General features: G+C 32.8%; 19 protein-coding genes. All 19 read right to left on the bottom strand.

Annotated features, from left to right (window positions below):
• Position 1 precedes the first annotated feature (1 nt).
• Positions 2-1,858, bottom strand: a complete 1,857-nt coding sequence (gene infB, locus GQF29_RS16510; RefSeq protein WP_008789722.1) for a translation initiation factor IF-2 — start codon at positions 1,856-1,858, stop codon at positions 2-4.
• 4 nt (positions 1,859-1,862) lie between these two features.
• On the bottom strand, positions 1,863-2,165 hold the full coding sequence (locus tag GQF29_RS16505) for a L7Ae/L30e/S12e/Gadd45 family ribosomal protein (RefSeq protein ID WP_008789723.1): 303 nt from the start codon (positions 2,163-2,165) through the stop codon (positions 1,863-1,865).
• Entirely contained in the window at positions 2,155-2,409 is a 255-nt protein-coding gene (gene rnpM, locus GQF29_RS16500; protein WP_008789724.1) for an RNase P modulator RnpM, read from the bottom strand. The genes GQF29_RS16505 and rnpM overlap by 11 nt, the downstream gene beginning before the upstream one ends.
• An 11-nt stretch (positions 2,410-2,420) precedes the next feature.
• Positions 2,421-3,866, bottom strand: a complete 1,446-nt coding sequence (gene nusA / locus GQF29_RS16495) for a transcription termination factor NusA (protein WP_008789725.1) — start codon at positions 3,864-3,866, stop codon at positions 2,421-2,423.
• A gap of 14 nt (positions 3,867-3,880) precedes the next feature.
• The gene (locus tag GQF29_RS16490; protein WP_008789726.1) at positions 3,881-4,342 is read right to left on the bottom strand and encodes a ribosome maturation factor RimP; all 462 of its coding nucleotides are present in this window, start codon (positions 4,340-4,342) and stop codon (positions 3,881-3,883) included.
• Between the two features lie 114 nt (positions 4,343-4,456).
• The gene (locus GQF29_RS16485; RefSeq protein WP_008789727.1) at positions 4,457-8,773 is read right to left on the bottom strand and encodes a PolC-type DNA polymerase III; all 4,317 of its coding nucleotides are present in this window, start codon (positions 8,771-8,773) and stop codon (positions 4,457-4,459) included.
• Between the two features lie 42 nt (positions 8,774-8,815).
• Positions 8,816-9,901: a M50 family metallopeptidase gene (locus GQF29_RS16480; protein ID WP_008789728.1), complete on the bottom strand. Its 1,086-nt coding sequence runs from the start codon at positions 9,899-9,901 to the stop codon at positions 8,816-8,818.
• The gene (locus tag GQF29_RS16475; protein ID WP_008789729.1) at positions 9,902-11,053 is read right to left on the bottom strand and encodes a 1-deoxy-D-xylulose-5-phosphate reductoisomerase; all 1,152 of its coding nucleotides are present in this window, start codon (positions 11,051-11,053) and stop codon (positions 9,902-9,904) included.
• Between the two features lies 1 nt (position 11,054).
• Positions 11,055-11,843 (bottom strand): phosphatidate cytidylyltransferase, encoded by a 789-nt coding sequence (locus tag GQF29_RS16470; protein ID WP_008789730.1) that lies wholly within the window; start codon positions 11,841-11,843, stop codon positions 11,055-11,057.
• The gene (locus GQF29_RS16465; protein WP_008789731.1) at positions 11,840-12,589 is read right to left on the bottom strand and encodes an isoprenyl transferase; all 750 of its coding nucleotides are present in this window, start codon (positions 12,587-12,589) and stop codon (positions 11,840-11,842) included. The genes GQF29_RS16470 and GQF29_RS16465 overlap by 4 nt, the downstream gene beginning before the upstream one ends.
• A 157-nt stretch (positions 12,590-12,746) precedes the next feature.
• Positions 12,747-16,391 (bottom strand): excinuclease ABC subunit UvrA, encoded by a 3,645-nt coding sequence (gene uvrA, locus GQF29_RS16460; RefSeq protein ID WP_008789732.1) that lies wholly within the window; start codon positions 16,389-16,391, stop codon positions 12,747-12,749.
• A 100-nt stretch (positions 16,392-16,491) separates the two neighbouring features.
• Entirely contained in the window at positions 16,492-16,890 is a 399-nt protein-coding gene (locus tag GQF29_RS16455; RefSeq protein WP_279383774.1) for a GyrI-like domain-containing protein, read from the bottom strand.
• Entirely contained in the window at positions 16,860-17,321 is a 462-nt protein-coding gene (locus GQF29_RS16450) for a MerR family DNA-binding transcriptional regulator (RefSeq protein WP_049939220.1), read from the bottom strand. Before GQF29_RS16450 ends, GQF29_RS16455 begins: the two co-directional genes overlap by 31 nt.
• Before the next feature lie 77 nt (positions 17,322-17,398).
• Positions 17,399-17,944: a ribosome recycling factor gene (frr, locus tag GQF29_RS16445; RefSeq protein ID WP_008789733.1), complete on the bottom strand. Its 546-nt coding sequence runs from the start codon at positions 17,942-17,944 to the stop codon at positions 17,399-17,401.
• Between the two features lie 2 nt (positions 17,945-17,946).
• A complete protein-coding gene (pyrH, locus tag GQF29_RS16440; RefSeq protein WP_008789734.1) occupies positions 17,947-18,666 on the bottom strand; it encodes a UMP kinase in 720 nt (239 codons plus the stop codon).
• 63 nt (positions 18,667-18,729) lie between these two features.
• Complete coding sequence (tsf, locus tag GQF29_RS16435) at positions 18,730-19,617, bottom strand: translation elongation factor Ts (protein ID WP_008789735.1); 888 nt, start codon at positions 19,615-19,617, stop codon at positions 18,730-18,732.
• A gap of 65 nt (positions 19,618-19,682) precedes the next feature.
• Positions 19,683-20,549: a 30S ribosomal protein S2 gene (gene rpsB, locus GQF29_RS16430; RefSeq protein ID WP_008789736.1), complete on the bottom strand. Its 867-nt coding sequence runs from the start codon at positions 20,547-20,549 to the stop codon at positions 19,683-19,685.
• A 155-nt stretch (positions 20,550-20,704) separates the two neighbouring features.
• Positions 20,705-21,463, bottom strand: a complete 759-nt coding sequence (locus GQF29_RS16425) for a site-2 protease family protein (protein ID WP_117768892.1) — start codon at positions 21,461-21,463, stop codon at positions 20,705-20,707.
• Entirely contained in the window at positions 21,429-22,019 is a 591-nt protein-coding gene (locus GQF29_RS16420) for a M23 family metallopeptidase (RefSeq protein ID WP_054325074.1), read from the bottom strand. Before GQF29_RS16420 ends, GQF29_RS16425 begins: the two co-directional genes overlap by 35 nt.
• Positions 22,020-22,057 lie beyond the last annotated feature (38 nt).

The raw sequence follows: 22,057 nt of genomic DNA, 5'->3' as shown, positions 1-22,057 counted from the left end.
CCTATTTTCTTTCAACTTCTTCCATGATATAACCTTCAATAATATCGCCTTCTTTAATATCATTGTAATTTTCAATTGTCATACCACATTCATATCCAGTTGCAACTTCTTTTGCATCATCTTTAAAACGTTTAAGAGAAGCTAATTTACCTTCATAAATAACCACACCATCACGAATTAAACGAATACCGCAGTCTTTACGAATATAACCATCAGTTACATAACATCCAGCAATATTCCCAACTTTTGATACCTTGATAACTTGTCTGATTTCTGCTTGTCCAGTTACAACTTCTTCAAACTCAGGAGCTAACATTCCTTTCATAGCTGCTTCAATTTCTTCAACCATTTTATAAATAATGTTATGCAACCTAATTTGAACGCCCTCTTCATCAGCCTTACGTCTTACATTTGCATCTGGACGGACATTGAAACCATAAATAATAGCTTTTGAAGCACTTGCTAATAAAACATCAGATTCACTGATAGCACCAACTGTAGATCGAATAACATTGACTCTTGCTCCATCAATATCAATCTTCTCCAATGATCCTTTGACTGCTTCAGCAGTTCCATTCACATCAGCTTTAACAATAATATTCAAATCAGCAACTTGTCCTTCTTTAATTTGATTAAATAAATCATCTAAACTCATCGCTGAATTCATACCACGATCTTTAACCTGTTTTACTTTTTGTCTTTCTTCCCCAACATGGCGTGCCATTTTTTCAGTTTCAAAAGCCATAAACTTATCACCTGCAACAGGAACTTCATTTAACCCAGTAATTTCAACAGGTGTAGATGGACCAGCATGTTTGATCTCTCTTCCATTGTCACTTAACATTTGACGAACACGCCCAAATGCTGTTCCTACAACAATAGGATCACCTGATCTTAATGTCCCATTTTCAACTAATAAAGTTGCAACTGGTCCACGTCCCTTATCAAGTCTACCCTCAACAACTGTCCCATATGCATAACGTTTTGGATTTGCTTTCAAATCTGCCAATTCTGCAACAACAGTTAATGTTTCTAATAATTCATCAATACCAGTTCCTTGCTTAGCAGAGATATTACAATAAATTGTCTCTCCACCCCACTCTTCTGGCATTAATCCAATTTCACTCATTTCACCCTTGATACGTTCAGGATCAGCACCTTCTTTATCAATTTTATTGACAGCGACAACGATTGGTACTCTTGCGGCCAAAGCATGATCAACAGCTTCCTTTGTTTGTGGCATAACACCATCATCAGCTGCTACAACAATGATAACAATATCAGTAACCTGTGCCCCACGTGCACGCATAGCTGTAAATGCCTCATGCCCTGGTGTATCCAAGAAAGTTACTTTTTTCCCATTCACATCTACTTGATATGCACCAATATGCTGCGTGATTCCACCAAATTCACCATCAACAACTTTAGATTTTCTAATTGAATCTAATAATGTTGTTTTTCCATGGTCAACATGTCCCATAATTGTCACAACTGGCGGACGACTTGTTAAATCAGCTTCATCATCAACAATCTCAATCTCTTCGAAGTTAATTTCACTGACAACAACTTTCTTTTTTGTTTCATAACCATATTCAAGACAAATCAATTCTACTTGTTCATCATCTAAAGATGAATTAATAGTCACCATTGTTCCTAACACAAATAAAACTTTAATAACATTAGCAGGTGTTTGTCCAATCTTTTCTGCTAACTCTCCAACAGTAATCCCTTCCTCATATTCCACAATTCCATCACCAATAATTTTCTTTTCTTCTTTGGCTTTATTTGGAATATTAGAAATCAATTTCTTTTTATGCTGATTACCTCTCTTTTTTGTTGAAGTATTCTTTTTTGCCATAATATCAACCTCCTAACTTTGATTTGATTTTATCTGCAAAACCTTTATCTTTTATTCCCACAGCAACTCGGTTATCTTTTCCAACTGCATGAGACAATTCATCACTTGTACCTATTATACGATAATCAATCTTATAATAAGTACATTTATCACTCCATTTTTTCTTTGAATTATCACTTGCATTTTCAGCTATAATAACAAGTGAAACACTTTTTGAACGAATATCTTTAAGCAAGACATCACCTGAACAAATTTTTCTTGCTCGCGCAGCAAGACCTAATAAAGAAAAAACATCACTATTTAACATAAGACTTTAATTCCTCATATATCTCATTAGGAATATCAATTTCTAATGAACGCTTCAAAATAGCTTTCTTTTGTGCTATTTCAATAGCTTCAAGACTTTTTTTCAGATAAGCTCCTCTACCATTCATTTTTCCAGTAGGATCAACAAAAACTTGACCCTCTTTATTTTTAACAACGCGAATTAATTCTTTTTTTGGCAATTGTTCACCAGTTGCCACACATTTTCTTAAAGGTACTTTTTTCATAAGTTTCACCTCTATTTTTCATCATAATATTTGTCAAATTCATCATAATCAATATCTTCATCATATTTAGGATCATAATCTTCATAATCATCATAATCCTCGTCATCATAATCTTGATCACTATAATCAGTAAATATCTCCTCTTCAATCACTTTTGTCTCCATATCATTTTCAACTTCATCATCTAAAAGTATTTCAGGCTCAGTTACTTCCACATCTGCCTTGACTTCTTCAACAATTGGTTGAACGACTGGTTCTTCAACAATGATATTTTCAGTGATTGGTTCTTCGATTATATCTTCTAACTCTTCAAAACTTTCTTCAATCATGACATCTTCAATAACAGGTTCATCTTTTGTCATTTCTTCTACAAATGTTTTTTCAAATTCAGCATCCTGACCATAAATAATACCTTCTCTAGCAGCTTCACTTACTGATTTAATATCAATTTTCCAACCAGTCAGTCTTACAGCCAATCTCGCATTTTGTCCTTTCTTACCAATTGCTAATGACAATTGATTATCAGGGACAATAACAAGTGCACTATGGTCATTCTCATTAATATCAACATTTACAACTTCAGATGGTGATAAAGCATGAGATATAAAGATAACTGGATTTTCATTCCATTCAACAATGTCAATCATTTCACCATTGAGTTCATTAACAACATTGCGCACACGGCTCCCTTTGGGACCAACACAAGAACCAATCGGATCAACATTTTCATTAGTTGTATAGACAGCAATTTTACTTCTATCTCCAGCTTCACGAGAAACAGACTTAATTTCTACAGTCCCATCATAAATTTCTGGAACTTCCATTTCAAACAATCTTTTGACTAAACCAGGCTCAGTTCTAGAAACACCAATATGTGTTCCTTTTGTATTTCTTTCAACATCACTGACATAGACTTTTAAGTGTTGTCCTTCGTAGATTGTTTCACCAGGAATTTGTTGATTAGATGGCAGCAAAGCTCCAGTTCTGCCAATATTGATAATCGCAAATCGTTCTTCAACACGATCTACAATACCTGTAATAATATCATCTTTTTTATCAACAAATTCATTGTAAAGTGTTTCTTTTTCAGCTTCTCTAATCTTTTGTTTTAATAACTGTTTTGTTTGAACTGCTGCTAAGCGACCAAAAACTTCTGGATCAATCTCATTAACAACATCATCACCTATTTGGTACTTAGGATTAATCATTTGAGCTTCTTCTAAAGATAATTCAAAATCTTCATCATTGACATCATCAACAACATGTTTAATTTCATATAAACGAATTTTTCCATTATTTTCATTAATATCAACACGAATAATAGATTCAGGTCCACCATAATTTTTCTTATAAGACTTTTCTAAAGCTTCTTTTAATGCCTCTAATACAACTTCTTTTTCAATTCCTTTTTCACTTTCTAATAATTCTAAAGCTTGAATAAACTTCTTGCTAGCCATTTTTATTTTCCTCCTTAAAACTTAACAGCTAATCTGATGAAAGCAATATCATCATATTTAATATCACATTTCTTTTTAATGTTCTTAACCATATATTGAAGTTCAATCATTTCACCATCAACATTGAAAAGAGTTCCATAGACTTCATCCATTCCAAGTGTTGGTTTTTTAAATTGAATATAAACATATTCTCCAATAGATTGTTGAACTTTTTCTAACGTTTTTAATGGTTTTTCAGCACCAGGCGAAGAAACCTCTAAATAGTATTCATTTGTAATGATATCTTCTTCATCCAACTTCAAACTAATATCTTCACTAACAGCAACACAAGTATCCATATCTAAGTGTCCATCATTTTTTTCAATAAAGATCCTCAAATACCACTCGTTTTTTTCGCTGACATATTCAATATCATCAAGATAAACATCATGATTATCTAAAATCGGTTGAATTAAACTTGTGATTTTCTCTAACATATAACCCTCCGTTTACAAATATAAACGAGAGGGTTACCCCTCTCGTAAATCACTTATTACAGATATAATATAGCACAGATGAATCAAAAAAACAATGCTTTCATCATATTTTTTCTATAAATCAAACAATGATAGCTGATTCTCATCTGACATATCTTCAAATACGCCAATTTTCGTCAAGAAATCGATTTGTGTATTCGTCAGTTTCGTACGCTTTGTAACATCTTCTTTTGATAAAAATGAATTCACTTTACGTGCTTCAACTACACTATCGCCTACGGCTGCCCCCAAACCATCAATTGATGTAAATGGCGGAAGCAAACCATGTTCATCATCAGGATCAAGAATAAAATTACGAGAATCTGATTTTTCTAAAGATATATTATTAAAGTGAATATCTCGTTCATACATTTCTAATGCGATTTCAAACACAGAAATCAAAGCTTCTTCTTTGTTAGAAATTTTCACTCCATTTTGTTTATCATTTAAAATTTGTTGATATTTTGCATAAATAACATCTTTCCCCTGTAATAGCGTTTCAATATCATAAGCATCACAACGTGTCGTAAAGTAAACAGCATAGTACTCACGTGGGTAATAAAGTTTCCACCACGCCACGCGAACCGCACTTAAAACATAAGCAGCTGCATGGGCTTTTGGGAACATGTACTTGATTTTCTTACATGATTCAATATACCAAGTTGGTACATCATTTTCACGCATTAATTCTTCATATTTCTTTTCTGGGAAAACAACAGGCGATTTTCCTTTACGTACGCATTCCATAATGTCAAATGCATCTTTATTTGGCAAGCCTTTTTCAATCAAATAAACCATAATATCATCACGACATCCAATGACCTCTTTAAGGGTGCATGTTCCAGATGAAATCAATGTTTCTGCATTTCCCAGATAAACATCTGTTCCATGAGACAAACCAGAAAGAATAACAAGATCACTGAATGATGTTGGATGTGTCTGTTCAAGCATGCCTCGAACAAACTTTGTACCAAACTCTGGCAAACCTAAAGCACCTGTTTTACAATTCAAATATCCTAAATCAATCTTTAACGCTTCTGTTGAGTTGAACAAACTCATAACTTCTGGATCATTTGTTGGAATATCCTTTGGATCAATGCCAGTTAAATCTTGTAGCATTCTAATAACTGTTGGATCAACGTGACCCAAAATATCAAATTTCAAAACATTGTCATGAATGGCATGGAAATCAAAGTGAGTTGTCTTCCATTCAGCACTTAAATCATCAGCTGGATATTGATATGGAGTAAAATCATAGACATCCATATTTTCAGGAATAACAATAATCCCCCCTGGGTGCTGTCCAGTTGTACGCTTAACACCAGTACATCCTTTTGCAATTCTTTCTAATTCAGCTGTACGAATTGAATTCTCTCTCCCCATCAATTCTGCATAACCTCTAGCATATCCATAAGCAGTTTTTTCAGCTACTGTTGAAATTGTTCCAGCACGATAAACATGGCTTTCTCCAAAAATTTCTTTTGTATAGGCATGAGCAGTTGGCTGATAATCACCTGAAAAGTTTAAGTCAATATCAGGTACCTTATCAGCATTAAACCCCAAGAAAGTTTCAAATGGGATATTATGGCCATCACCTTTGAGTGGTTTGCCACATTTTGGACAGACTTTATTAGGAAGATCAAATCCATTAGCTATAAAGCCATCTGGCAAAAACTCATTATATTGGCAATTTGGACAATAGTAATGCGGAGGCAAAGGATTAACTTCTGAAATTTCAGCCATCGTAGCAACAAACGAAGAACCTACAGAACCTCGACTTCCTACCAGGTACCCTGCTTCATTTGACTTTTTAACTAACTTATGAGCGATATAATAAATAACTCCAAAACCATGTTTAATAATGTTGTCCAACTCTTTTGTTAAACGCTTTTCAACAATATCTGGCAAAACTTCTCCATATTGTTTATGAGCATTATCAAAACATAATTTTCTTAAGTTCTCATCAGCATTATCAATATGTGGGGTAAAAAGTTTATCATGTACAACATGAAAACTTCCGTCAATCATATCAGCAATTTTATTTGTATTTTCGACAACATATTCATATTTTTCATCATCAGTAAGATATGGCAAACTATCCATCATTTCCTGAGTTGTTCTTAAATACTCATCTGGTGTCCAGGCACTAGGATTATTACGATCAGTTAAAGGGTGAAGTGTACCACCTAATCCAATTTTAGGATTACATGTAAAAACATCTCTAAAAATTTTATCTTTTTGATCAAGATAATGGACATCACCTGTCGCAACAATCATTTTTCCCATCTCTTTTGCAGTATCAACAATACGTCGCAAAATACGTTGTAAATCCTCTTTTGTATCAACTCTTCCACGTTCCACAAAATAATCACAGATATCCAAAGGAAGAATCTCTATATAATCATAAAAAGCCATAGCTTTTTTGAGTTCTTCAATACTTCGTGTCATTGCTAAATCAAAGATTTCAGAGTTATAACAACCACTTCCAAACAATAAGCCTTCACGATAAAATTCAAGTCGTTCACGTGGAATACGTGAAGTTTTTTGATAATATGTTGTATTGGCTTCTGAAACCAATTTAAACATGTTTTTTAAACCTGTTTTATCTTTTGCAAGAACACACATATGTTTAGGACGGACAATTTTATATGCACTTTCACATGGCATTGCATTCATATCTAAAAGTGAATACTGCTGATTTTGCATCATATCATGAAGCATCATATTAAACACACCTGCCAAGACTTCAGCATCATAATCAGCTCTATGAGCATCATCGCCATCATAAGCAATACGATAATATCTCGCAACATTTCCTAAACGGAATCCCTTGAGTTGAGGCAATAATTTCCATGCTAAAGCTAATGAGTCAATTGCAGGATTTTTTAATTTCTCATAACCATGTCTTTGAAGGATTTCATTTAAAAAGCCAACATCAAATGTCGCATTATGCGCAACAATAACATCATCTCCAAAAAACTCTAAAATTTTTGGAATATACTCCTGAATAGTTGGTGCATCCTTGACATCTTCATTCGTAATATGAGTTAAATTAGTAATCTTTTGTGATATACGTTTATTTGGTTTAATTAAACTTTGCAAACGACCAATTTCCTGACCATTTTTAATCTTGACAGCTCCAAATTCTGTAATATCGTCATCCATAACAGATAACCCAGTTGTTTCAAGGTCAAATGATATGAAAGTCAAATCTTTGAGTGAAATATCTTTTTCATTGAAAACAACAGTAAATTCTGGGTCTATCATATACATCTCGACACCATAAATCATTTTTATTTTATTTTTTATACTTGCCATTTGCGCTTCTGGAAAAGACTGTACATTTCCATGATCAGTAATTGCAATAGCTTGATGACCCCAATATGCTGCTCGATTGATATAGTCAGTAATACTCCCAATACCATCCATTGCTGACATTTTAGAGTGTGTATGCAATTCAACGCGCTTTTTTGTTGCATCATCTTGACGAACTTTAGGTGATGGAATCACTTCTACTTCTCTAGCAATAATGACAGTATCTTTAGCATATGTATCATACTCAACATTCCCTTTAATCCGAACCCAAACACCACCCTTTTTCACTTTGTTCATTTCTTCAAGGCTATTGCCACCTTTATTTTCAAAACGTTTAACGACTATACTGTTTGTATAATCTGTCACATATAAGGATTGAATTGTTTTACCAGTTTTAACCTTTTTAGAATCTTCATTAAATACATAACCCTGAATTTGTACTTCTTTTACATTTTCATCTATCTCATCGATTGTTAATGAAAAATATTCTTTTTTATAACTTTGGAACTTTGGTTTTCTATCTATAACTACCTCATCAACTTGATCAAAGGTTTTTTGATCAACTTTCACTTCATTTAATGCATTCATTTCTTCTTGAATTGATTGATATGTTTCATTGTTTTGATCAATATAAGCATCAAATCCAATTTGAATTCCAAATTTATTAAAATACTTATCAAATATCTTATAAAGCTGTTGCATTTGATTCAATTGAATGTCATTTAAAACTTCTATTTTTAATGTATTTTCTTCAAAAGATAACGAACCTTCATTAATAAAATCTATTTGAGGAAAACGTCCTTTTAAACCATTCAAAATAAACATCGCATAATCCTGAACATCTTCTGCAGTATATGATGACATCCAATCAAAAACAAAATCACTTGGATAAGGAAATTCATTCTTAGCAGAAAATAATTTTCTTATTTCCTCTAATGGAACAATATGTGAAGCAGATACATAAAAAACATATGAATTATCAGCATTAACAACAACTCTATCTATATTAGCATTCTTTAACTGTCGAACATCATTTTCCAGATGAAGTTGCTCCAACAAAATTAACATTTTATTCATTTTGATTCCTCCTTTTCAATATGAAAAGGGATATAGTATCCCTTATCCAAATATTCTCATTATATCTTGATATGTTACAAATACCATCAACAACATAACTAACCCTAACCCAATCATCTGTAAAGTCAGTTTTAATTTTTGTGGAAGTTCTCGACCTATCATCTTTTCAACTATAGCAAAGATAACTTGACAACCATCTAATCCCGGGATTGGCAATAAATTAAAAATCCCAACATTAATTGATAACATTGCTAATAAATTTAGAATATAAGTCACTTGTCCAGATTCTGTGACCTGTGCAGTAATTTGATAAATACCTGCTGGCCCAGAAAGCTGTGTGACTGTATCAGTAAACTTTGTGATTAATTGTCCAACTGCTACAAATATAGCAACACTCATCTCACCAAATGAAATAAATGTATGTTGAACTGCTTCTACAAAATTCATTGGACGAGTTGCTTGTGTAATTCCTAAGCGATATCGCGCATCTGTTTGGTCACATTGTACTTTCATTGTCAAAACTTTCTTTTCATTTTGCCTTTGCACAGTCACATTCATAGTAATTTCATTAGCCGTTGTTTTTAAGTTTTCTTGAGTAAAATATATATCTTCATAATTTGAAATCAGAATCGTTTGCCCTGTTTCTACAATATCCACTTGTTGAATGATATCTCCAACTTGCAAACCAGATTTTTCAGCAGCAGATCCTTGACTTATTGTTCCTACTTGAGCAACATTCACAGGTAACTGTCCAGCAAAAACATTCACAGACAAAAGCACAACAATAGCCAATATGAAATTCATAAATACACCTGCTAAGAATATAATGACTTTTTGATAAGCCTTAATTCCCTTCAGTGTTCTTTCAATTGGAATATCTTGCATCTCTTCATTATCTTCTTGATTCTCTTCACCAGCCATAGCTACAAATCCACCAAACGGTAAAGCACGAATCTCATATTCAGTTTCTTTTCCTTTTTTTGACCAAATTTTAGGACCAAAACCAATTGAAAACTGACCACAATAAACGCCAAAGAATTTGGCAGCTAAAAAGTGTCCCAATTCATGAATAATAATGATAGATCCTAAAATCAATAAAAAGACTAAAACGTTAATAATATTTTGCATCTAATCTTCTCCTACTCTTTTCAAAACAAAATCTCTTGCCCATTGGTCTATTTCTAATAATTGTTCTAATGTTGGATGATCAACCCACTCATGAGCTCGCATAGCATCTTCCACCAATCTTTCAATATCTAAGAAACGAATACGACCATTTAAAAATAAAGAATTAGCCTGCTCATTAGCGCCATTTAGAACACAGGGCATAGAGCCCCCTTGACGTCCTGCTTCATATGCTAATGCCAAAGCATGAAATCTTTTCAAATCAGGCTTGTAAAAATGAAGACTTCCGACATCATTTAAAGAAAGACGTTGACCATTAATTAATGGCTGACGACGAGGATATGTGAGTGCATATTGAATTGGCAAACGCATATCTGGAGTTCCTAATTGGGCAATGACAGATGTATCCTGATATTCAACCATAGAATGAACAATACTCTCAGGGTGAATTAAAACTTCTATATCATCATAATCAACATTAAACAGCCATCTTGCTTCCATAACTTCCAAGCCTTTATTAAATAATGTTGCACTGTCTATAGTAATCTTAGCACCCATAGACCAATTCGGATGCTTCAATGCCTGCTCAACAGTCACATCGGCAAGTTCATCACGAGTCCTATCTCTAAAACTGCCACCACTTGCAGTCAAAATAATTTTAGAAATATCTTGATGATTCTCACCATTCATGGATTGGAATATAGCTGAATGCTCACTATCAACTGGCAACAATGCAACTTGATACTCTTTAACCAAAGGACAAATTAAATGACCAGCCACTACTAAAGTTTCTTTATTTGCTAAAGCAATATCTTTATGTGCTTTGATAGCTTCCATCGTTGGCAGTAATCCAGCAAATCCAACAATGGCATTCAAAACAATCTCAACTTCTGGTAAAGTTGCAATTGTCATTAAGCCATCTTGTCCATAATAAAAATGACAATCTTTGTATTTATTCTCTAAATACTCTTTATCCTCTTTATTTTGAACACAAATATGGGAAACATTCAATTGCTTCATAATCTCTTCTAAAGCATCAATATTACGACCAGCACTCATAGCAACAATTTCAAACTCATCACGATGATGCACAACAACATCAACTGTTTGTTGACCAATTGAACCAGTTACACCCAATACTGTTATTTTTTTCATACTATATCACCGCCATTGCTATAAAATGAAGTAAAAGCCCAAAAACCATTGCATTAAATAAAATGGAATCAAAGCGATCTAGGACACCACCATGGCCTGGTAATAACTGTGAATAATCTTTCACTTCAAAAGTTCTCTTGATACTGCTAAAAGTCAAATCACCAATCTGTCCAGTTATTGTTAAAATTAAACACACAGCAATCAATAATGTCAAAGGTATGTTCACTTGAATATATGCACCATAAGCAACAGAAAGAACAGTTCCAAACAACATACCGCCAATTGACCCTTCAATAGTCTTCTTAGGTGAAAGTCTTGGATTAAGTTTATGTTTACCAAACATCATCCCAGCAAAATAAGCACCCGTATCTGTCCCAAACGTTGCCAATGCCAATATGATAAGATATTCAACACCATATGTTAAACGCAACTGATAAATCATATGTAACCCCATAGCAATCAAAACACCTGCTGTAAAATAATAGCATAAACGATGAAAGTTCATACCATTATCAAACATGCTACAGGCCAATAAAGTAATCAGATATACCATGATGATTTCAGTTGAAATCATCAAAGAATTCATAAAAAATAATGAATAAAATACAAATACACCAACTAATGGATACAAATAAATATTTGCTTTTGGACGATCACAAATAGAGAGCATCTCAAAAACCGCTGCTCCCGCAACAATTCCTACAAGAACTTGAAAAGGAATATTACCAATAATAACACAAGGTAAAATAATTGCAATTAAGACAAGTCCTGTAATAATTCTTGTTTTCATTTTAATACTCCTCCAAATCTTCTTTCTCTGCCTTGATAAATAGCTATTGCTCTATGTAAATGTTCTTCATCAAAATCAGGCCACAATGTTTCATCAAAAATAAATTCTGCATATGCCAATTGCCAAGGTAAGAAATTAGACAAACGACATTCTCCACTACTTCTCACCATCAAATCAACTGGTGGTAAATCTTTTGTCATTAAATGCTGTTCAAAATAGTCCTCAGTCATATCATCTAAAGAAATCTCACCATTCTTATACTTTTCACAAATCACTTTAGTTGCTTCAACAATTTCATCACGTCCACCATAAATAAAAGCAAAAGTTAAGATCAAACCACTATTAACAGAAGTTCTTTGGATTGCTTCCTTAATAATATTCTGAGTTTCAATGGGAGCCATTTCTAAATGACCTATATAACGAATTTGAACATTATTTTCCATTAATTCTTTTAGATATAAATTAAAGAACTCTTTAGGCAATTTAAAAATATACTCAACTTCACTAGCCTCTCTTTTAAAGTTTTCTGTAGAAAAAGCATAAACAGTCATTGCCTTCACACCTAAACGATTTGCTTCTAAAGCTAGAGTACGAATAGTTTTTGTGCCCTCATGGTGCCCATAAGTTCTTGGCATCTTTCGCTTCTTCGCCCATCTGCCATTACCATCCATAATAAAAGCAATATGACCAGGAATATTATGCATGTCTAAATCATAATCATGTTGCATTTTTTTCTTAAAAAACATACTTTCACCTCATAATCTTTTTGTATTATATCATAAACATTTCATTATGAAAACAAAATACAGAAAAGAAGTCTGTTTCATTCACTACTTCACCCGTTTACTTGAAGTATTAAATTGATAAAAGTAACACAAATAAAAGAGACTCCTTAGAAAGTCTCTAAATATTTTCATCGATATAACATTGCTTTAAAAGTTGACCAGTATAACTTTGAGAACATTGTTGGACATCATAAACAGTTCCTTGAACATTCACATTGCCACCCTTCTCCCCACCCTCAGGGCCCATATCAATAATCCAATCTGCATTTTTAATAACATCTAGATGATGTTCCACCAAAATAATTGTATGCCCTTTTGAAATCAAACGATCAAATATGTTTATAAGTTTCTGGATATCACTTATATGCAACCCAGTTGAAGGTTCATCTAATAAATATAAGGTATGCTGTGGATTTGGCATTTGGAGTTCAGCTGCCAATTTAATTCTTTGTGCTTCTCCTCCAGATAAAGTCAGTGAACTTTGTCCTAGTGAAATATAACCTAATCCTATATCAATAAAAGATTGAATTATTTGAGATATTTTCTTATGTTCTAAAAAAAACAGAAGGGCTTCTTCCATACTGAAATCTAATATTTGAGAAATATTTTTTCCTTTATATAAAATCTGTAATATAGGTGAATGAAATTTTTTCCCTTTGCACATTGAACATTTTGTTTTCATTTCTGGCATAAATGGTACTTCAATGGTTTTATAACCATAACCATGACATGCTGGGCACTGTCCTTCTTTACTGTTATAACTAAAATGACTCATTGAATAGTTTCGGATTTTTGCCATCTCAGTTTTTGAAAAAAGCATACGAATTTCATCCATAAGACCAGTATAAGTGGCAGGTGTAGAGCGGGAAGAACGACCAATAGGCTTCTGCGTAATATGAACCATACGGCGAATTGAATCGCCACCTGTTATGCTTTCATAATATCTATTTTTATCAATAGAATTTTCAATAACTGAGTGTACTGAAGGAATTATTCCATAATTAATGAGGCTACTCTTTCCTGAGCCACTCACTCCTGTAATACAAGTTAATGCATTCAACGGAAAAGTTATATGAATATTTTGAAGATTATTCCCATTGATTTTCTTTATATCAACCCAATGATTTAAAGAAGATGCTGTGCTTCTTGTAATATTTTTTTGACCACATAAATATTTTCCTAGCTGGCTTTGAGAACTCTTTAAAATCTCTTGAGGACTTCCTTGAGCAGTTAAATACCCACCCATCGTTCCTGCTTTAGGACCTATATCAATAATATGATCAGCCGCCAACATCATGTCTCTATTATGTTCTACCATAATAATAGTATTATTAAGCTTTTTTAAACTCTCTATAATTTCTAAAAGCAAAGCATAGTCTTTAGGGTGCAATCCAGCAGTAGGCTCATCTAAAATATAAAGAATATGAGAGAGTCCAGTATTTAACTGACTGCCCAGTTGTAATCTTTGCCATTCACCACCAGACAGTGATGGTATACTTCTGTCAGAAGTCAAATATCCGACACCAATTTTAATACAATGCATTAGCTTAATATGTATTTCTTTTAACAATGGATTGACAAGTTCAATTTCATGCAAATGAATCTGCTCAGGTAAATTCATTATCCAATTGTTCATTTCATCCATATTCATTTGAATCACCTCAGGAAAACGTTTGTTTCCAACAGTGACAAGACGACTTTCAAGTTTCAGCCTCTCTCCATGGCAACAATGACACAGTTGTGAAGTTAAAAAATGGGTAATCATAGATTTTTGAGAAATACCTTCCCTATTTTGAGATAATCTTTTTAAAATATAATACGCTCCTTCAACTGGCCTACAAATCGAATTTGTTCTGCCATGAGTTCCTGTATACCTCCATGTAACTTTATCATTGCCTGTCCCATAAATCACTTGTTTCTTAAATATTTCTGGTAAATCATTCCATGGTAATTCCAAATTAACATTTAATAATTCTGCCAATGCAAGAACTTCTCCTTTCATCCAATTGGCATTGGGGTTTTTCTGAAATTTCCTTAATTTTCCCCAAAACAATGAAGCTCCATCTAATATAGATAGATTCGGATATTGTACAATACGTTTCACATCAACATCCATAATAACACCTAATCCTCGGCATACTGGACACATACTTTCAGGATGATTAAAGCTGAAATCAGCAGGTGTTAATTCAAATAAGATATGATTGCAATCATAACATTTCTCAGTGGTTTGTAGAGTCAACAAGTCATCATCATCATCTACTAAGACTTGAATTGCCCCTTTTCCATACTGTAAACATTTTTTAACTTGAGTTTCTAGCAGTTGAATGTCATCATCATATTGTTCATTTCGTTTATCAAGAACAATTATCGATTTTTCATATTCCTTTTCAAATATTGGTTTTATCTTTAAAGAAGTACCAGCACGACAACATGAAAGAAGTTGAAGAATTTCCTCAAAAGATAACTTCTCAATAGAACGCCCACATTTTGGGCAATGTCTCATTCCTATATTCGCAAATAGTGTTCGCAATAAACTATTTATATCTGTTACTGTTCCAACTGTTGAACGAGGATTTCTGTTATTATTTTGTTGTGAAATTGCTATAGCAGGCGGTAATCCAATAATTTGATCACAATCCGGTTTCTCTAATTGTAAAAAATGATTTCTTCTAGAAAGCGACATACTAGCTAAAAATCTTTGTTGACTCTCTGCATAAATCGTTTCAAAAGCCAAACTAGATTTCCCACTTCCACTCACTCCTGTTATAACAGTTATTTTATGATATGGTATCATAACATCTATGTTCTTCAAATTATTCTGTCGCGCTCCTTTGATCATAATTCCTTTGTGAGACACTGGTTGTAATGTAGCTTCATCAAAAGAAATTCTTGTTGATATGTTCTTACGAGATTGATCAATATATTTTTCAAATTTATGAGAATCTGCTATTAACAAAATTGGTTCATGCATTATTGTGAATTCACTATCATCTAGCCATTCTGGCCAATGATTTAGCCAATTTGGCAAACGATATTCAACAACACAATCTCTATCTGGCACATACGGACTAATACCTAAACATGTTGTCTTATCAAAGCAGTCCAACGCAGAAACTTTAATGCGCTTCATATCTTCATCAATATCTAATATTTTTGCTGTTGTTATTGCTATGGGATTAGGTCGGACGGGTGAACGTGATGCAAAGACACCCGTTCTAGGAGCATTTTCATACGGCGGATCACATTCTAATATTCTTCTGTACTTATCAGTTTCAAACTTATGAAACCACCACACAATCTTAATATGAGAATAGTCTTTTAAAATATCCGCATAGTCCTCAAAACACTTATTGATTTCAATATAATATTGTCCTGCTTGTTTTCTAATTACACCTAATTGTGATACAGAATTCTTTAATAAAAATTTATAATTCCTTTCTTCAAAAACAACTGCATCTTTAACTCTATCTTCGTTTGGAAAATATGGTTTTATATCATACAAAAGGCTCTCTCTATCAAATTTATCCAGACCCTCTACAATTATTTTCCCTTGATATTCGTGAACCTCTTTTAATAAAACTGTTTTTTGGCAGAGGTTTGTATTTAATATATTTGAATTTTCACCATTTTTATAAATTAAAATAGCATGACTAAACATAGAAAGATATTTTAAACCTTTATTAAACTTTGAATTCACATTGATGATATGTTCTTTATCAATTGTTCCAATTGGATTCATTTGAAATTGATTTTGACTCACTTCATATTTCACTCCTTTGTTCATTAGTTAAAGAGATCTTTTTCTCTTTATAAACTGAGCATAAACCCTCACATCATGTAAGAGTCAAGGAAAAATATTTTTATCCATTCATAATATGAACAGGAATTTGAATTTCTGTTAGATAGTCATTTTCATTATTCTCATTCGTATAATCTCGATGACATATTTGTCTTGAAAGACCATTCATTTGATATTGAGGGTTATCTTCTAACCATTTAGCAAAAGACTGATAAGCAAGATTTAAATTTTGATAACTCCCTCTTACCATCATACAAGCCATAGTTTGAACACCTTTTATCACCTTGCATTGATAAGGCGTTGAACATTCAACAAAATGTTTAACTAAAAAGCAAACTTCTATATCTACCTGTCCTTCTTTATGTTCTTCATCATAATAAATAGCTATATTATTATTGTTCTGCTTTAATATTTCTATATGATTTTTCCTTACATATTGATAAAGTTCTTTCCATAAAATACCTTCGTTATGATAATGTGGTATTTTTTTCTTAATGAAATAACATATTGATCAAAAACTTCTCTTAAAATAACATTATAGTGTAAATCAAGTTGCTCTGTTTCGATACTATGGATTGTCTGTTCTATTTGCTTAATCAGTTTATTTTCCTTTTCAATTAAAGTCTCTTTTTCTAATATCTTGCATTTCATCTTTTTGATAAGCGTTTCCTTTGACCAATCATGAAGAGCACTTTGAATCTCTGGAATTTGAAAATGAAGATCACGAAGCATTACAATTTTTTGCAAGTCTGGAACTTGTGAAACAGAATAGAACCGATACCCATTTTGAGCATCTATTTTGATTGGTTTTAGTAATCCAATTTCATCATAATGATGAAGCATTCGAACAGAAATATTCGTTAGTTTCGAAAATTCTCCAATTTTAAGCATCTTAACTCCTCCTTTAAAGATGATTATAATATCAAACAAAAAGAGATAAAAGTATAAAACCTTTATCTCAATCGTTATTAAACACTCATCAAATCTTCTTCTTTATCTTTTGCTAATTGATCAATAATCTTTACATATTCATCAGTCAACTTCTGAACTCTTTCTTTTCCTTGTTTAACTTCATCTTCAGTTAAACCAGCTTTATCAACATCATCATTTGCTGATCTTCTAATGTTACGCAATGCAACTTTAGCATCTTCAGCAAATTTTTTTGCTTGTTTCACGTAACCCCTTCTTGTCTCTTCAGTCAAAGCAGGAACATTGATACGAATGACTTCTCCATCATTTTGTGGAGCCAATCCCAAATCAGCTTCATAAACACCATGTTCAATATCTTTTAATGTTGATTTGTCATATGGTTTAATCATTAACTGACGACCTTCAACAACAGAAATACTAGCCATTTGGTTCAATGGTGTCTTCTCACCATAATAATTAACCATAACTCTATCTAACATTGTTGGATTAGCACGTCCTGTTCTTACTGTAGAAAGTTCATTTTTAAAAGCATCAATAGATTTGTCCATCTTTTCTTTTGTTTCTTCTAAAATCAAATTTAACATATTTATTCTCCTCCCTTTGAAATAATTGTTCCAATAGAAGCACCATCACAAGCTTTAGCGATGTTTCCATCTTCTTGCATATTAAATACACATAAATCAATACCATTATCTTTACATAAAGTAATAGCTGTTTGATCCATAATATGTAAATCTTCGTTTAAAACATCTAAATAAGTGATGTGATCATATTTTTTAGCTGTTGGATCAACTTTAGGATCAGCTGAATAAACACCATCAACACCATTTTTAGCCATTAAAATAACATCTGCATTCATTTCAGCAGCTCGTAAAGCCGCAGTTGTATCCGTTGTAAAGAAAGGACTCCCTGTACCAGCACCAAAGATAACAATTCTTCCCTTTTCCAAATGACGAACTGCTCTTCTTCTAATATATGGCTCAGCAACTTCCTTCATGTCAATAGCAGATAATAATCTTGTATTAACACCAATAGCTTCTAGGGCATTTTGTAAAGCCATACCATTCATAACTGTAGCGAGCATTCCCATATAGTCTGCTGCTGCTCTTTCCATACCCATATCACTACCAGTTTTTCCACGCCAGATATTTCCGCCACCACAAACAATAGCAATTTCAACACCTAAATCTTTTGCATCTTTAATTTGTCTTGCTACATCAGCGACAACAACTGGATTAATCCCAAATCCTTGCTCTCCAGCCAATGCCTCACCACTTAATTTCAACAAAACTCTATTGTACTTCATATAATTCTCCTTCATTTTACAAGAAAAGGGCACAAAAAGTGTCCTCCCCCTTATATTCAGTTATTATCCCTTCATTTGAGCAGCAACTTCTTCAGCAAAGTTTTCTTCTCTTTTTTCCATTCCTTCACCAACTTGGAAACGAACCATTTCTAAAACTTTTCCATTTCCTAAGTATTTAGCTACAGTTTGATCAGGATCTTTAATGAATTCTTGATCCACTAAGCACATTTCTTTTAAGTTTTTGTTCAAACGACCTTCAACCATTTTTTCAATAATATTTTCTGGTTTAGGTTTAGCACTTGTAGCATTTTCTTCCATTGCTTGAGCTTTTAATACAGTTAACTCTCTATCTAAAACTTCAGTTGGAATAGCAGTTCTATCAATATATTGTGGTGCACTTGCAGCAACATGCATAGCAATATCTTTTGCTTTTTCTTCATCAGAATCACTTAATTTAACTAATGCAGACATTTTTCCACCCATATGTGAATATGCCCCAAAAACTTCAGCATCTTCTTTAGTTAAAACAGCAAATCTTCTTAAACTCAATTTTTCTCCAATTTTACCACTTTTTTCAGCAATCACTGTTTCTAAATCTTTACCATCTAATTGTAATTTTAAAGCAGCATCCAAATCTGCTGGTTGATTTGCTACAATTACTTTTGCAATATCTGCTACTAATTCTTGGAACTCAGCATTTTTAGCAACGAAATCTGTTTCAGAGTTCACTTCTACGATTGATGCAGCATTTCCATCAATGACAAAAGCAGTTAAACCTTCAGCAGCAATTCTGTCAGCTTTTTTAGCAGCTTTTGCAATTCCTTTTTCTCTTAACCAGTCAAATGATGCTTCTAAATTCCCATCACATGCTTCTAATGCTTTCTTACAATCCATCATTCCAGCACCAGTTTTTTCACGTAATTCTTTTACTAATTTTGCACTAATAGCCATTCTTTTATCCTCCATTTATGTTTTTTTATAAAAAAGGGAAAGACATAAGCCTCCCCTTGTTCTCACTATGCTTCAGTTTTTGGTTCCTTAACTTCAGCTGGTTTGCTTACTTCAGCATTTCTGTTATATCTAGGACGCCCTTGATTTTTATATCTAGGTCCTCTTTGTTTGCTTTCTTCTACAGAAGCGACAGCATCATTCATAGATACTTCTTTATCATCTTCATCTTTTACATATGCAACAGTTAAAGGTTCACCTTTTGCTTCACATACAGCATCAGCCATTGCAGCAACGATTAATTTAACAGCTCTGATTGCATCATCATTTGCTGGAATAACATAATCAACTTCATCAGGATCACAATTTGTATCAACAATACCAAATACAGGAATTCCTAAGATTTTTGCTTCTGCAACTGCATTATGTTCAACTTTAGGATCAACTACAAATAAAGCATTTGGTAATCTTCTCATTTCTTTGATACCACCTAAGTTCTTTTCTAACTTAGCTTGTTCTTTTTTAAGTAAGATTGCTTCTTTCTTAGTAAATAATTCTAAAGTTCCATCTTCATCCATTTTTTCTAATTCTTTTAATCTTCTAATTCTCTTTTGGATAGTTTTGAAATTTGTTAAAGTTCCTCCTAACCAACGAGAATTTACATAGAAACTTCCAGATCTTTGAGCTTCTAATTGTACAGCTTCTTGAGCTTGTTTTTTAGTTCCTACAAATAAAACTTTTCCACCCTTAGCAACGATATCCATCATAGCTGCATAAGCTTCATCGATTTTATCAGATGATTTCTTTAAATCGATAATATAAATACCGTTTCTTGAAGTGAAAATGTATGGAGCCATTTTTGGATTCCATCTTTTTGTTTGATGCCCAAAATGAACACCAACTTCTAATAATTTTTTCATTGAAATTACTGCCATTGTAACTTCCTCCTTTTGTTTTTTTCCTCCATTGCTTCTAACATAAACCACTCTACCAGAGCACTCGATTCACGAATTCACAATGTGTGTATTTGAAATACCTGTAGTATGATATCATAATCTATCAAAAAAAACAAGATATAATCTCATATTTCCTATTTTTTTACATTCTTAATCAATTCTCCTACCATTTCCTGTTCATCATATATCAAACCATCTACCTGGTAATAATTATGAAATCCTCTCCGATAAGTCAAGGTACGATTTAAAACAATCTTATCACGCGGATATAAGCTTGGTATCTGAGTATAGTATTTCCGTAAATAGACTGGTATAAACTTCAGATAATAAAATTGCTGGATAAACAAATAACTAAGTATAACAAATGTATTCATTTGACAATAAAAACAAAATAATATACAAAAAACAAACACAGATATTTTCAATGTTAAATACAAAGCTTTTTTTAAGTCCATAACACTTTGGAGAATCAAACCGATAATACGACCCCCATCCATTGGGTATATAGGTACAAGATTAAATACAAATACCATCATATTCATAGTTAAAAGATATTCTTGATAGACACCAGAACTCAACACCAGAATGAGCCCATAGATTAGCAAATGACTGCACGGTCCAGCCAAAACCACACAAATCTCTTCACGTATAGGGTGAAAATAAAAATCATTTAAAGACAAATAGGCTCCAAATGGTAAAATCTCAACTTTATCAATTTCAAAATCAAAATAATATGCCATCAAAAGATGGCATATTTCGTGAAGGCACACAATTAGCAAAGTGGAAAGATACCATTTTAAATATCCCCCTATCCATGCAAGTACAAAATATATAAGTGTAACTGGGTGAATATCAATTTTATGAAATAAGTTCTTCAAACGTTGAATAGTCAATTTCCTTTTCACCTTGCGTAAAGATAATCATAACCTGATTTTGATATGTTCCAAGTATCGTTGCCGCATCAACCTGATCATAAGCACTCACAAAGACATCTGTCATCTGTCCAAAAGTCACTTCAATATTGTTTTCTAATAAAACAGTAACATATTGCCCAAGCATATCTTGTTTTCCAACATAAATGACACGACCTTTATCAAAATTCAAAACTTCATTAGATTGATTCGTATAATAGTTATCTTTAATATTTTTATAGGATACTTGACTAGAAACGGTTGCTGCATTATCATTCTTTTTATTAAAAGATAACAATTGATTATTCACCCATTTTGTCAATTCGGTAAAATGCATATCATTCAAAACATAATCTTTTATATATTCGCCATTTGGACTCACCTTCACATAAGCACAAATTGCCACTCCCACCAATAATACAACCATACATTTGATCATTCCATTATACAACCTTGAAAAATGGCGATCAGTTAATGTTGGGTGATGGTGTGCCCTACGCTTTTCCATACGTCTTTTAATTTCATCTATTTCATTCACAAGTATGTCACCTCATCTATACTTATGAAAAAAATATA

It is taken from the genome of Coprobacillus cateniformis (assembly GCF_009767585.1).
Taxonomy (GTDB): domain Bacteria; phylum Bacillota_I; class Bacilli_A; order Erysipelotrichales; family Coprobacillaceae; genus Coprobacillus; species Coprobacillus cateniformis.
Note: the sequence above shows the minus strand (reverse complement) of the source record. Positions and strands in the feature narration are given on the sequence as shown.